The following is a 14,333-nucleotide window of genomic DNA, read 5'->3' as shown; positions in this document are numbered from 1 at the left end:
GAGTGCTCACCCTAGGATTGTCGTTGGAACGACAGATTGGCGTCAAAGTCGGTCCTACAGTGGCTCATCGTGACATCCGACACAACCCGCCCTTCCCCTGCCGCCAACCAGGCCGTCCCGCCGGACAGCACCTTCCCACGCCTGCTTCGCGCCCACGCTGCAACGCAGCCGGATGCGCCGGCCGTGCGCGAGAAGGACCTCGGCATCTGGCAGACCTGGACCTGGCGCGACGCGGCGCTGGAAGTGCGCGAGATGGCTTGCGGGCTGGCGAGCCTCGGCTTCACAGCCGACCACAACCTGGCCATCGTCGGCGCCAACCGGCCGCACCTGTACTTCGCGGTTGTCGCGGCGCAGAGCCTGCGCGGCGTGCCTGTGCCGCTCTACCAGGACGCGGTCGCGGGCGAGATGGTCTTCATGCTGGACGACGCGAGCATCGAATTCGCCATCGCGGAAGACCAGGAGCAGGTCGACAAATTGCTCGAATGCCGCGAGCTGCAGCGGCAGGCCGGCAGCGCGACGGTCATTCGCCACATCGTCTACGACGACCCGCGCGGCCTGCGCCATTACGACCAGCCCGGGCTCATCGGCTACGAAGAATTGCGTGCACTCGGTCGCGCCTGGGACGCGGCGAATCCGGGCGTCTTCAACGTCAGCGTCGATGCCGGCAAGCCGGGCGATGTCGGCGTGATCCTCTATACGTCCGGCACCACCGGCCGGCCGAAGGGCGTCTGCCAGACGCATGCGAGCTTCATCGCCTCGGGCCATGGCGGCGTCGTGACCGACAGGCTCGGGCCGGGCGACAACATCATGAGTTACCTGCCGATGGCCTGGGTCGGCGACCATCTGTTCTCGGTCGCGCAGTGGCTGGTCGGCGGCTTCACGCTGAATTGCCCGGAGTCTGCTGCGACGGTGATGAACGACATGCGCGAGATCGGTCCGAGCTACTACTTCGGTCCGCCGCGCACTTTCGAAGGATTGCTGACAGCCGTGTCGATCCGCATGGAGGACGCTGCCGCGCCCAAGCGCTGGCTGTATGCGAAGTTCATGGCGCTGGCGCGGCGCGTCGGTGCGGACATCCTGAACGGGGTGCCAGTCGCTGCCGGCGACCGGATGCTGTACCGGCTCGGCGACGTGATGGTCTACGGGCCGCTGCGCAACGTGCTGGGCATGAGCCGCATCCGCGTGGCATACACGGCCGGCGCGGCCATCGGGCCGGACCTGTTCCGTTTCTACCGTTCGATCGGCGTCAACCTGAAGCAGTTCTACGGCCAGACCGAAACCTGCGCGTATGTGTGCCTGCAGCAGGACGGCAAGGTGAAGCTGCAGACCGTCGGTACTGCGGCGCCTGGCATCGAGCTGAAGATCGCGGCCGACGGCGAAGTGCTGGTGCGCGGCGTCTCGGTGCTGAAGGAATACTACAAACGCCCCGACGCGACGGCGGAAGTGCTGGACGCCGACGGCTACTTTCATACCGGCGACGCCGGCGTGCTCGACAGCGAAGGCCACCTGCGCATCATCGACCGCGCCAAGGATGTCGGTCGGATGTCCGGCGGCGCGATGTTCGCGCCCAACTACATCGAAAACAAACTCAAGTTCTTCCCGCAGATCAAGGAAGCCGTCTGCTTCGGAGATGCGCGCAGCGAGGTCTGCGCGTTCATCAACATCGACTTCGAAGCCATCGGCAACTGGGCCGAACGGCGCGGACTAGCTTACGGCGGCTACGTCGACCTGGCCGGCAAGCCGGAGGTGTTGATGCAGATCGCCGAATGCATCGGACAGGTGAACGCCGACCTCGCCGCCGAACCCGGCATGGCCGACACGCAGATCGCGCGCTTCCTGGTGCTGCACAAGGAGCTCGACCCCGACGACGACGAACTGACCCGCACGCGCAAGGTGCGGCGCGGCTTCATCGCGCAGAAGTACGCGGTGCTGATCGATGCGCTGTACGGAGGCAAGACCGAGCAGTTCATAGAGACGCAGGTGAAGTTCGAGGACGGGCGCACCGGCACGGTGAGCGCGACGCTGAAGATCGTCGAAGCGCAGCGGTTTCCCGAAGTGAAGGCGGCGGCATGACCACCAAGAAGATCGGCGAGGTCATCCTCGACGTGCAGAACATCTCGCTCGGCTTCGGCGGCGTGAAGGCGCTGACGGACATCAGCTTCAACGTGCGCGAACACGAGGTGCGGGCCATCATCGGGCCGAACGGCGCGGGCAAGAGTTCGATGCTGAACTGCATCAACGGCGTCTATGCGCCGCAGCAGGGTTCGATCACCTTTCGCGGCCAGACCTTCAAGCACATGAACTCGCGGCAGGTGGCCGAGATGGGCGTGGCGCGAACGTTCCAGAACCTGGCGTTGTTCAAGGGCATGAGCGTGCTCGACAACATCATGACCGGGCGTAACCTGAAGATGAAGAGCGGGCTGCTGGCGCAGGCTTTCCGCAATCCTTTCGGCTGGGGCAGCGCCGAAAAGGAAGAGATCGCGCAGCGCGAATTCGTCGAGCAGATCATCGACTTCCTAGAGATCCAGGCGTATCGCAAGACGCCGGTCGGCCAGCTGCCCTACGGCCTGCAGAAGCGCGTCGACCTCGGCCGCGCGCTGGCGATGGAGCCGCAGGTGCTGCTGCTCGACGAGCCGATGGCCGGCATGAATGTCGAGGAGAAGCAGGACATGAGTCGCTTCATCCTCGACGTGAACGACGAATACGGAACGACCATCGTGCTGATCGAGCACGACATGGGCGTGGTGATGGACATCAGCGACCGCGTGGTGGTGCTCGACTACGGCAAGAAGATCGGCGACGGCACGCCGGACGAAGTTCGCAACAACGAAGACGTGATCCGGGCGTACCTGGGCGTGGAGCACTGACCATGGGCTTTTTCCTCGAAACCGTCTTTGGCGGACTCATGGCCGGCATGCTCTACGCGCTGGTCGCGCTCGGCTTCGTGCTGATCTTCAAGGCGTCCGGCGTCTTCAACTTCGCGCAGGGGGCAATGGTGCTTTTCGCGGCGCTGGCGATGGCGCGATTCGCGGAATGGATACCGATGTGGCTCGGCTTCGACAGCCTACTGCTCGCGAACGTGCTGGCTTTTATCGCCGCCGCGGGATGCATGGTCGTCGTCGCCTGGCTGGTCGAGCGGCTGGCATTGCGACACCTGGTCAACCAGGAAGGCATCACGCTGCTGATGGCCACGCTCGGCATCGCCAACGTGCTCGATGGTGCCGGTCAACTGCTCTTCGGCAGCGCGACCTACAAGATCGACGTCGGCATGCCGAAGGATCCGTTCATCGTGCTGGAGAAGACTTTCGACGGCGGATTGCTGCTGAGCAAGGAAGACCTCTACGCTGCGGTCGCAGCCGCCGCGCTGGTCGGCCTGCTGACGCTGTTCTTCCAGAAGACGCGCACCGGACGCGCACTCCGCGCCGTCGCCGACGACCATCAGGCCGCGCAGTCGATCGGCATTCCGCTCGGGCGCATCTGGGTCATCGTGTGGGCGGTCGGCGGCATCGTCGCGCTGGTGGCCGGCGTGATCTGGGGCAGCAAGCTCGGCGTGCAGTTCTCGATCTCGCTGGTGGCGCTGAAGGCGTTTCCGGTGGTGATCCTCGGCGGGCTGACATCGGTGCCCGGCGCGATTCTGGGCGGGCTGATCATCGGCGTCGGCGAAAAGCTGTCGGAGATCTATCTGGGGCCGTATCTGGGCGGCGGTATAGAGAACTGGTTCGCGTACGTCTTGGCGCTTGCTGTCCTGCTGATCCGTCCGCAAGGATTGTTCGGCGACAAGATCATCGACCGCGTCTGAAGGCCCGACATGTTCTACAGAGAAAACGGGCAATTCAAGAGCAGCTACCGGGCCGACCTGGCGCTGTTCCCCATCGCGCAGGACCGCTGGGCGATGCTCGCGCTCGCCGCCGTCGCGTTCATCGTCGTGCCGCTGGTGGCAAGCGACTACAGCTTCCGCGCGATCCTGATTCCCTTCCTGATCCTGTCGCTTGCCGCGATTGGACTCAACATCCTGGTCGGCTACTGCGGGCAGATTTCGCTCGGCACCGGCGCGTTCATGGCGGTCGGTGCGTATGCGGCCTACAACCTGCAGGTGCGCGTCGAGGGCATGCCGCTGCTGCTCGCGATCCTCGGCGGCGGGCTGGCTGCTACTTTCCTCGGCGTGCTGTTCGGGCTGCCGAGCCTGCGCATCCGCGGGCTGTATCTGGCGGTTGCGACGCTGGCGGCGCAGTTCTTCATGGACTGGTTCACCAACCGCGTGAAGTGGGTCACCAACGATTCGTCGTCGGGCTCGGTGAGCGTGAATTCGCTGTCGATCCTCGGCTACCAGTTCAGCACACCGGCCGAGCGCTATCTGCTCTGCCTGACGCTGGTCGTGGTGTTCGGCCTGCTGGCCAAGAACCTGGTGCGCGGCGCCATCGGCCGCGAATGGATGGCGATGCGCGACATGGACGTGGCTGCGGCAGTCATCGGCATCCGCCCGGTCTACGCGAAGCTGTCGGCCTTCGCGGTGAGCAGCTTCATCGTCGGCGTGGCGGGCGCGCTGTGGGGCTTCGTGCATCTGGGCGCGTGGGAGCCGGCGGCCTTCGGGATCGACAAGTCGTTCCAGCTGCTGTTCATGATCATCATCGGCGGGCTCGGCTCGATCGCAGGGGCCTTCTTCGGCGCGGCTTTCATCGTGCTGCTGCCGCTGCTGCTGAACTACGTGCCGCACTGGCTCGGGCTGTCGATGTCGACATCGACAGCGTCGCACCTCGAACACATGATCTTCGGCGCGCTGATCGTGTTCTTCCTGATCGTCGAGCCGCATGGGCTGGCGAAGCTGTGGTCGACCGCGCGCCAGAAGCTGCGGCTCTGGCCCTTTCCGCATTGATGCCCTCACAGAAGATTTCTGCACCGCACATCCCGTGCCCATAAAAAGGAGACAAGCCATGCAATTGAGAACTCTCGCGCGCACCGCGGCCCTCGCCGTTGCCGCACTTTCGACACTCGCCGTCGGCACGCAGGCGCAAGCCCAGGCCGCTGCGGCCGAGCAATTCGTGCCGCTGCTGGTCTACCGCACCGGCCAGTTCGCGCCGCTCGGCATCCCGTGGGCCGACGGCAAGCAGGACTACCTGAAACTGGTGAACGCACGCGACGGCGGCATCAACGGCGTCAAGCTGACGTACGAGGAATGCGAGACGGCCTACGACGCGGCCAAGGGCGTGGAATGCTACGAGCGGCTCAAGGGCAAGGGCTCGGGCGCATCGGGCTTCGACACGCAATCGACCGGCATCACCTTCGCCGTGACCGACAAGGCCTTCGTCGACAAGGTGGTCGTCGAGACGCCCGGCTACGGACTTTCGCAATCGGTCGACGGCACGGTGTTCGAGTGGAACTTCCCGCTGCTCGGCACCTACTGGACCGCCGCTGACGTGATGATCCAGGACATCACGAAGAAGGAAAAAGGCAGCCTCAATGGCAAGAAGATCGCGCTGGTCTATCACGACTCGCCGTACGGCAAGGAGCCGATTCCGCTGCTGCAGAAGCGCGCTGCGGCCGACGGCTTCGAGCTGTCGCTGTTCCCGATCACGCCGCCGGGCGTCGAGCAGAAGTCGACCTGGTTGCAGATCCGCCAGCAGAAGCCCGACTACGTGCTGTTCTGGTCGGCGGGCGTGATGACGCCGGCCGGCATCCGCGAGGCGCAGGCCAGCGGCTATCCGCGCGAGAAGATCTACGCGATCTGGTGGGCCGGCTCGGACCATGACGTGAAGGACATCGGCGCGGGCGCCAAGGGATACAACGCGATCACCATCCACAACAGCGCGGCCAAGGACAAGGTGCAGGACGACCTGAAAAAGTTCGTCTACGACAAGGGTCAGGGCACGGGTGCCGCGACCGGCATCGGCTCGCTGGCGCACACACGCGGGATGATGATCTCGATGCTGCAGGTCGAGGCGATCCGTGCCGCGCAGGACAAGTACGGCAAGGGCAAGTCGCTGACGCCGGAACAGGTGCGCTGGGGCTTCGAGAACCTCGACCTGACGGCCGACAAGCTGAAGGCGCTGGGCTTCGGCGAGATCATGCGACCGGTGAAGACTTCGTGCAGCAACCACATGGGCGACGACTGGGCGCGCATCGTGCAGTGGGACGGCGGCAAGTGGGAAGTGAAGTCGGACTGGTATCAGTCGGACAAGAAATTCATCGATCCGCTGGTGAAGGAGTACTCGGCGAAGTACGCCAAGGAAAAGAACGTGAAACCGCGGACTTGCAGCTGATCGGTCCTTGCTCCCTCCCCTCCCGGGGGAGGGTTGGGGTGGGGGCCGGCAGCGTCACCGTTGGGCACATCGTCACCAATGGGCGCCACCCCCATCCCTGCCTTCCCCCGGAAGGGGAAGGAGCAAAACCAACCTCCGTACTGAGCATCTTCAACCATGAGCGAACCCAAGAACCTCCTCGAAGTCAACGGCATCGAGGTCATCTACAACCACGTGATCCTGGTGCTCAAGGGCGTGTCGCTGACGGTGCCCGAGGGTGGGATCGTCGCGCTGCTCGGCGGTAACGGGGCGGGCAAGACGACGACGCTGCGCGCGGTGTCGAACCTGCTCGCCGGCGAGCGCGGCGCGGTGACAAAGGGCACGATCGAGCTGCGCGGCGAGCGCATCGAGGCGCTGTCGCCGGCCGAGCTGGTGCGACGCGGGCTGATCCAGGTGATGGAAGGCCGCCATTGCTTCGCGCATCTGACGATCGAGGACAACCTCATGACCGGCGCCTACACCCGCACCGACGGCAAGGCCGCCATCGCGCAGACGCTGGAGAAGGTCTACGCGTATTTCCCGCGCCTGAAGACGCGGCGCACGTCGCAGGCGGCCTACACCTCGGGGGGCGAGCAGCAGATGTGCGCCATCGGCCGTGCGCTGATGGCCAACCCGACGATGGTGCTGCTCGACGAGCCGTCGATGGGCCTCGCGCCGCAGATCGTCGAGGAAGTTTTCGCCATCGTGAAAGACCTGAACGAGAAAGAGCGCGTGACCTTCCTTCTCGCCGAGCAGAACACCAACATGGCGCTGCGTTTCGCCGACTACGGCTACATCCTCGAGAACGGCCGCATCGTGATGGACGGCGAAGCCAAAAGCCTGCGCGAGAACGAGGACGTGAAGGAGTTCTATCTGGGCGTCGGCGGCGCGGACCGGAAGAGCTTCAAGGATGTGAAGAGCTACAAGCGCCGTAAACGTTGGCTGGCTTGAAATTGCTCGCCCCCAGGCTTGCCCACTTCGTGTGGCAGCGCCTACCCCCTGCCGGGGGCAACACCAGCGGCCCGGCAAAGCCGGTTCCGCGGTGTTTCTGGAATCGAAGAAAGCGCTCTGACCATGATTCACCATTACGACACCTTGGAAATTCGCGACCCGGCTGAACGGGAGCGATATCTGCTCGAGGCTCTGCCAGGACAGCTTCTGCACGCGCAGACGACGACGCAGGCCTTTGCCGAGATTCTTGCCGGCATCGACTGCACGACCGTCACGACGCGTAAAGCGCTCGCAGGCCTGCCGGTCACGCGCAAGTCGGAACTGCTCGATCGGCAGAAACGCCTGCGTGCGAGCGACCCCTTCGGCGGGTTCAGCGCTGTCGTGCGCGGCCCGGCGATGCCGCGTGTCTTTGCAAGTCCGGGAACCATCTACGAACCCGAAGGCGCTGGCCGCGACCACTGGCGCACCGCGCGAGCGCTTCACGCAGCGGGCTTTCGCGCAGGCGAGTTGATCCACAACGGCTTCAGCTACCACCTCACGCCGGCCGGCGCGATCATGGAAAGCGGCGCGCACGCGCTGGGCTGCACCGTCTTTCCCGGCGGCACCGGACAGACCGAGCAACAACTCGAAGCCATGATCGACCTGCGTCCCGCCGGGTACATGGGCACCCCGAGCTTCCTGCGGATCATCCTGGAGAAAGCCGCCGCGGCGGGCATCGCGCTGCCGAGTCTGCGCAAGGCGCTGCTGTCTGGCGAAGCCTTTCCACCCAGCCTGCGGGATTGGCTGGCCGAGCGCGGCATCGTCGGCATGCAGTGCTACGCGACCGCCGACCTCGGCCTGATCGCTTATGAGACCGAAGCGCGCGAAGGCCTGGTGCTCGACGAAAGCGTGTTGCTGGAAATCGTCCGTCCCGGGACCGGCGACGTGCTGCCCGATGGCGAAGTCGGCGAAGTCGTCGTCACCACCTTCAACCGCGACTATCCGCTGGTGCGATTCGGAACCGGCGACCTCTCTGCCGTCCTGACCGGCCCCTGCCCGACCGGCCGCACCAATACCCGCATCCGTGGCTGGCTCGGTCGCGCCGACCAGACGACGAAAGTGCGCGGGATGTTCGTGCATCCGGGTCAGGTCGCTGCGGTGATGCGTCAGTTTCCGGAAGTGGCGCGCGCGCGGCTTGTGGTCGAAGGTGAAATGGCGGATGACCGCATGACCCTTCGCATCGAGGCGAAGGCAGACGATGCACTGGCAAAACGCGTTGCAGACGCGGTTCGCGAGATCACGAAGCTACGTTGCACCGTGATGTGCGTCGGGGTGGGAACGCTGCCGAATGACGGCAAGGTGATCGAGGACGCGCGCAGCTACAGATGAAAAATGACCTGGGAAAAAAAAGACCGCCTCACCAGTGAAGGTGAGGCGGTCCGGTTCGAGTGACTCGCTTGCGGCTGCCAGGCAATCGTTTGGCAGCCGAAGTGACCAGTGACCGATCAGATCAGATCAGATCACTGCGTAGGTCTGATCCAGATAGCTCAGCGGATGCAGCATGTCGGTCGCGACATGGCTGAACGATGCCTGAGCAACGGCCATCGTGCTGCCGTTGTCCATCACCGCGGCCGACTTGCCCGCTTCCGTCACGCCTTCGGCCGGTGCACTCACCACGCCGTTGGACGTCAGGCCGATGGACTGGATGCCCAACTGCGTCAGCGTCTTGACCTCGCCCGCTTCGCTGATGCCGTCGCCGTTGGCGTCTTGCCATACCGACAACTGATTCCACAGCACATCGAGCTTGTCAAGCTTGCTGTCGCCGTTGGTGTCGAAGATCTTCAGCGAAGTGAAGGAATACTGGCTGCTGTCGTGGACCATGCCGTCCTGGTATTTGTCCCAGACCAGCACGCCGTCACCCTTGCCTGCCCAGGCGATGAGTTCCTTGTAGCCAGTGCCGCTGACGTCGATGAGGGCCTTGTCGTAGGTGATTTGGCCGTCGTGGTTCATGTCTAGGACGAAGGGGTGGGCGACCGCTCCATTCTGTCCACCGGCATTGTTCGCATCAAATATCACGTCTGCTACCACCATTTGACTGCCGTCCTCAAGCGTCGCGGAAGACTTGCCTGCCTCCTGCACGCCGTTTGCTGGATTTGACACTACGCCATCCGATACCAGATTGATCGAGGTCATCCCCCACGCTGCAAGCGTTTTTACTTCGCCAGCATCGCTAATTCCGTTCCCATTGAGATCTTGCCAGACACGCATTTCGTTCCACACTGAGTCACCGGCATCAAGTTTGCCATTTCCGTTTGTATCAAAAGCCGTCAAGCCTTCAAGGTCGGTCTTTGCGCCGGCAAGATATTGCGCAAATGCATACTGACTGCTGTCATGAACTTTGCCGTCATGGTACTTATCCCAGATTAAAACGCCATCGCGAGATTCCACCCATGCTGAAGTTTTAGTCATCCCATCGCCCCTCACATTTACAGCCACATCGCTATACGTAATTTCTCCGTCGCGACTCAAATCCAGCGCGACAGGAGGAACAAACGGCGAAACGTAATATGGCGTGTAATTTGGATATGGACCACCGGGGTTATTGAGATTTGCGTATGCGATGAACGGTATTGTTATTGTAGTAGTGTCTCCGGAAGCCGAATGTGCGACGATTTGCACCGAGGTCGGGTGGTAGCCATAGGTCACAATATGTGGATACGGCGAGACCACAGCGTAAGCTGGATTTGTAGTTCCATCTGTGTAGATGACGCCATCAGATCTAACCTTGATGAAATCGACGTTTGTCGTATACGTGACTGGAATGTCCGAACTCAATTTTCCCATAACGAAGTACTGCATGTATGCCCCAGCACTCGCAGCCATGACCCACATATATCCGCCGCTCTGTTGAGTGACCGTGAGGACCGGGGCTTCTGGCACATTAAGTACTGCCAACGATGCATTTTGCACCGTTGAATTTCCAGCAGCGTCCGTTGCTGTAACGATATAGTCGTAGACATCATTTCCGTCAGCATCAGCCGGCGCCTCGTAATCAGGCGTGAAATTGATGCTCACCTGCCCTGTAGTGGCATTGATGTTGAAACGCCCGGCGTCCGCGCCTCCAGATATGGTGTAGGTTACGTTCGATGCGTCAGTCGTCCCAGCAACATAAACAACCGTACCTGCAGGCGTGGATGTTGTGACTCTATTTTTGTTTACCGCAGTGTTTGAATTGGTAGTAAAGACGGGTGGAGTGGTATCCAGCAGGACACCCCAACCTGCCGAATCACTAGACACATTCCCTGCTGCGTCAGTAGATGTGATCTTGATCTCGTGAACACCGTCGCCAATCAGCGTTGGCGTGAAGTTCCATGCACCCAATGCATCGGTTGTAGTTGTGCCCTGAAACAAACCGCCGTCGAATACGCTTATCAAACTATTGGCTTCAGCGGTTCCCGACATCAACGGTGTGTCGTCATTTGTCGGTATACCTGCCGCAACGTTGCCTTGTAAGCTGCCGAAGCCATCGTTACTCGCTCCGATGTCGGGCGTCCGAGGTTTAATAGTGTCGAGATTAACGGTCCATATGATAGATGGCGGCGAAGTGTTTCCAGCCGCATCAGTTGCCGTCGTAGTTATTGAATGCATGCCTTGAGTTGTGAGCGTAGGCGTATAGCTCCAATTACCCAAGGCGTTGGCAAACACGGTTCCGGCAGCTACTCCATTGTCGAAAAGATTGATAAGTGCATTTGCCTCAGAAGTACCCGATATCAGCGGCGTGGGATCGTTGGTCGATACACCTCTTGGAATATTTCCCAAGTAAAGACTAACGTCATCGTTAGAACTAACGATGACCGGCGCAATTGGCAAGATGGTATCGATCAACACGGTCCATACAGCCGAAGGCGGCGATATGTTTCCAGCCGCGTCGGTAGCTGTCACGGTCATCGCATGCGCGCCCTGTGCAGTGAGCGTCGGTGTGAAGTTCCAATTGCCCGCAGCATCTGTCATCACGCTTCCGACGATGGTCAGACCGTCGAAAAGCTCGATCTTGCTCAAGGGTTCCGCCCTGCCCGACATCAGCGGCGTGGTGTCGTTGGTCGGCGTGTTGCTCGGGATGTTTCCCGTGTAGATGCCGAAGTTGTCATTGCTGGTGTCGATGAACGGCGTCGGGGGCGGCGTCGTATCGATCAGGCTCACGAACGAAGCAGGCAGGCTTTCGTTGCCAGCAGCGTCAGTGGACGTGACGGTAAGCGGATGCGTACCGTCGAACAGCGCGTTTGCGGCGAGGGGCGTGAACGTCCAGATGCCCGCTGCGTTTGCCGTGACGACGCCGATCGGCGTGCCATTGTCCTTGATGGTGACGGTGCTGAACGGTTCTGCGGTACCCGTGAGCGTTGGCGTGCTGTCATCGCTCGGGGTTCCACTGGTCAGATTGCCCACGTAGATGCCGACGTTGTCTTCGACGGTCACGATGACCGGCGCAACCGGGCGGGTGGTATCGATCAACTCGTTCCAGGTCACCGATGGCGGCGAAACGTTGCCGGCTGCGTCGGTGGCTGTCGCGGTGATCGGATGCGTGCCGTCATTGAGCGGAGACGCCGGCGTGAAGAACCAGTTGCCTGCGGCGTCGGCCGTGGTGGTGCCGATCTTCACGGCACCGTCGTAGACGGTGACCTTGCTGAGCGCTTCAGCCGTGCCCTTGAGCGTGGGCGTGCTGTCATCCGACGGACCGCCATTGGGGATCGCACCCTTGTGCAGGCCCACATCGTCGGTGGAGGAGACGATGACCGGCGGGATTGGCTTCGCGGTGTCGACGGTGATCGCGAACGCCGCAGTAGGCGAGCTCTCGGACACGGCAGGCGTGGTGACGGTGGCAGTCAGGTTGTGCACACCGTCGACCAAGGCGACCGTGGGCGTGATGACCCAGTAGCCCGTGCTGTCTGCGGTGGCCGAGCCGATGACGATGGCCGTACCGTCACGGTAGAGCTTGACCAGACCGCCAGCCGTGGCGGTGCCGCTGACGGTGGGATTCGTGTCGTCAGTGCTCGCATTCATCGCAAGCACGCCAGTGATCGGATTGACGTCGTCGAACACCTGGTCGATCGCGATCTTCACGAGGCTCGTGTCGAGCGTGAAGTGGATCGGCGCCGTTGGTCCGGAGACGTTGCCTGCCGGGTCGGTGACGATGGCGCTGAACACATGCGCGCCGGGGTCCAGCTTTGGCGACTGGAAGGCCCAGTTGCCAGCCGGGGTCACCAGCGTGGTGCCCAGCTTCGCGAGGCCGTCCATGACGGTCACGATCGCTCCCGCCTCCGCCTTGCCGGTGTAGGTGGGCGTGGCGTCGTCGGTCGTGCTGTTGTCCAGGATCTGCCCGGTGTCCGGGCCGACGTTGTCGGTCAGCACCGGGACGGTGGCAGCTGCAGGCGCAATGATGTCGACGGTGATCGGGTAAGGATCCGTCGGTGTGCTTACATTGCCAGCCACGTTCGTCGCCGTTGCGGTGAAGCTGTGCGGGCCATTGGCCAGGCTTGGCGTAGTGACGCTCCATTGTCCGTTGACGTCGACAGTCGATGTGCCGAGCAGCAGTCCGGTTTCGCTGTACAGGCTCACGATGGCGCCGACGAGCGCCGTGCCCTTCACAGTCGGCGTCGGGTCGTTGGTAAGGCCGTACGGCTCGATGTTGACCAAAGTCCCGACATCGTCAAAGACGTTGGTGATGGCCGGCGAAGTGGGCAGGCCGCCGGTGACGAGCGTGAACGAGTGGGTGCCGGAAGTCGGACCTACATTGCCTGCCGCATCCACCGCAGTAGCGGTGATGACATGTGCTCCGTTGAAGAGCACGGTGGTGGGCATGAAGCTCCAGACACCGGCCGCGTTGACCGCAGCGGTGCCGAGCACGGTCAGCCCGTCCCTGACGATGACGCTGCCGTTGGGCTCGGACGTGCCGCTGATGAGAGGCAGCGAGTCGTCGGTGACACCCAGCGGGTTGTTGGCCACGTTGCCCACGGTCGTGCCCTGGTCGTCGTAGACCGAGGTGATCGCCGGCACGATGGTCGGGGAGATCGTGTCGATCAGCAGGCTCCACGGTGCCGAGGGTGGCGACTCGTTGCCGGCCGCATCGGTGGCCGTCACGGTGATGGCGTGGGTGCCTTCGTTGAGTGGCGAGATGGGCGTGAACGTCCAGTTGCCCTTGGCGTCGACTGCGGCGGTGCCGATCTTCACGGTGCCGTCCAGGATGGTGACCGTGCTCAGCGGCTCGGCCGTGCCCGTCAGGGTCGGTGTGGTGTCGTCGCTCGGCGAGCCGGCGACCTCCAGGCCGCGGACGCTGCCCACGTCGTCGCTCACCGAGACGATGACCGGGGCGATGGGCTTGACCGTGTCGACGGTGAGCGTGAAGGCTGCCGTCGGCGCGCTCTCAGGCGCTGCGGCCGTGGTGACCGTGGCCGTCAGGTTGTGCAGGCCGTCGACCAGTGGCGTCGTCGGCGTGATGACCCAGTGGCCCGCGCTGTCTGCGGTGGCCGAGCCGATGACGATGGCCGTACCGTCACGGTACAGCTTGACCAGACCGCCTGCCGTGGCAGTGCCGCTCACGGTGGGCATCGTGTCGTTGGTGCTGGCATACATTGCCAGCACGCCGGTGATGGCGCTGATGTCGTCGAGCACCTGGTCGATCGCGATCGCCACGAGGCTCGTGTCGAGCGTGAAGTGGATCGGCGGCGCGGTCGGTACGGAGACGTTGCCCGCCGGGTCGGTGACGATGGCGGTGAACACATGCGCACCAGGGTCCAGCGGCTTCGTGGGGGTGAAGCTCCAGTTGCCGGCCGGGTCCACCAGTGTGGTGCCCAGCTTTTCGATACCGTCCATGACGGTCACGGTGGCGCCGGCTTCTGCCTTGCCGGTGTAGGTGGGCGTGGCATCGTCGGTGGTGTCGTTGTCCAGGATCAGGCCGATCTTCGGGCCGACGTCGTCGTTGAGCACCCCAGCGGTGGCCGCAGCGGGTGCCGTCGCGTCGACGACGATCTGGTAGGGCGCCGTCGGCGCGCTGAGGTTGCCCGCCAGGTCGGTCGAGGTGGCGGTGAAGCTGTGCGCTCCGTCGGCCAGCGCCGGCGAGGTGATGAGCCACTG

At 63.1% G+C, this 14,333-nt stretch carries 8 protein-coding genes; 7 read left to right on the top strand and 1 reads right to left on the bottom strand.

Features of this window, described 5'->3' with window-relative positions; all coding sequences use genetic code 11:
• Positions 1–69 precede the first annotated feature (69 nt).
• The 7 genes from ACSFA3_RS19085 to ACSFA3_RS19055 all read left to right on the top strand — a co-directional run bounded on the left by ACSFA3_RS19085 (position 70) and on the right by ACSFA3_RS19055 (position 8,594).
• Positions 70–2,073, top strand: a complete 2,004-nt coding sequence (locus ACSFA3_RS19085) for an AMP-dependent synthetase/ligase (protein WP_435507074.1) — start codon at positions 70–72, stop codon at positions 2,071–2,073.
• Positions 2,070–2,867, top strand: coding sequence for an ABC transporter ATP-binding protein (locus ACSFA3_RS19080; protein WP_435507073.1), 798 nt, complete (start codon positions 2,070–2,072; stop codon positions 2,865–2,867). The genes ACSFA3_RS19085 and ACSFA3_RS19080 overlap by 4 nt, the downstream gene beginning before the upstream one ends.
• Positions 2,868–2,869: 2 nt before the next feature.
• A complete protein-coding gene (locus tag ACSFA3_RS19075; RefSeq protein WP_435507072.1) occupies positions 2,870–3,799 on the top strand; it encodes a branched-chain amino acid ABC transporter permease in 930 nt (309 codons plus the stop codon).
• 9 nt (positions 3,800–3,808) lie between these two features.
• The gene (locus ACSFA3_RS19070; protein WP_435507071.1) at positions 3,809–4,873 is read left to right on the top strand and encodes a branched-chain amino acid ABC transporter permease; all 1,065 of its coding nucleotides are present in this window, start codon (positions 3,809–3,811) and stop codon (positions 4,871–4,873) included.
• A gap of 58 nt (positions 4,874–4,931) precedes the next feature.
• A complete protein-coding gene (locus ACSFA3_RS19065) occupies positions 4,932–6,257 on the top strand; it encodes an ABC transporter substrate-binding protein (RefSeq protein ID WP_435507070.1) in 1,326 nt (441 codons plus the stop codon).
• A gap of 156 nt (positions 6,258–6,413) precedes the next feature.
• The gene (locus ACSFA3_RS19060; RefSeq protein WP_435507069.1) at positions 6,414–7,226 is read left to right on the top strand and encodes an ABC transporter ATP-binding protein; all 813 of its coding nucleotides are present in this window, start codon (positions 6,414–6,416) and stop codon (positions 7,224–7,226) included.
• A gap of 123 nt (positions 7,227–7,349) precedes the next feature.
• The gene (locus ACSFA3_RS19055; protein ID WP_435507068.1) at positions 7,350–8,594 is read left to right on the top strand and encodes a phenylacetate--CoA ligase family protein; all 1,245 of its coding nucleotides are present in this window, start codon (positions 7,350–7,352) and stop codon (positions 8,592–8,594) included.
• A 126-nt stretch (positions 8,595–8,720) separates the two neighbouring features.
• Here the strand turns inward: ACSFA3_RS19055 and ACSFA3_RS19050 are convergent, their stop codons facing one another.
• Positions 8,721–14,228, bottom strand: coding sequence for an Ig-like domain-containing protein (locus ACSFA3_RS19050; protein ID WP_435507386.1), 5,508 nt, complete (start codon positions 14,226–14,228; stop codon positions 8,721–8,723).
• Between the last annotated feature and the right edge of the window lie 105 nt (positions 14,229–14,333).

The organism is Variovorax glucosi, from assembly GCF_051216695.1.
Classification (GTDB): Bacteria; Pseudomonadota; Gammaproteobacteria; order Burkholderiales; family Burkholderiaceae_C; genus Variovorax.
This window is presented reverse-complemented; position numbering and strand designations above follow the sequence as displayed.

Excerpts from the sequence above, each read along its gene's own strand:
- ACSFA3_RS19080 (WP_435507073.1), top strand. The coding sequence starts at position 2,070 with ATGACCACCAAGAAGATCGGCGAGGTCATCCTCGACGTGCAGAACATC.
- ACSFA3_RS19075 (WP_435507072.1), top strand. The coding sequence starts at position 2,870 with ATGGGCTTTTTCCTCGAAACCGTCTTTGGCGGACTCATGGCCGGCATG.
- ACSFA3_RS19070 (WP_435507071.1), top strand. The coding sequence starts at position 3,809 with ATGTTCTACAGAGAAAACGGGCAATTCAAGAGCAGCTACCGGGCCGAC.
- ACSFA3_RS19065 (WP_435507070.1), top strand. The coding sequence starts at position 4,932 with ATGCAATTGAGAACTCTCGCGCGCACCGCGGCCCTCGCCGTTGCCGCA.
- ACSFA3_RS19060 (WP_435507069.1), top strand. The coding sequence starts at position 6,414 with ATGAGCGAACCCAAGAACCTCCTCGAAGTCAACGGCATCGAGGTCATC.
- ACSFA3_RS19055 (WP_435507068.1), top strand. The coding sequence starts at position 7,350 with ATGATTCACCATTACGACACCTTGGAAATTCGCGACCCGGCTGAACGG.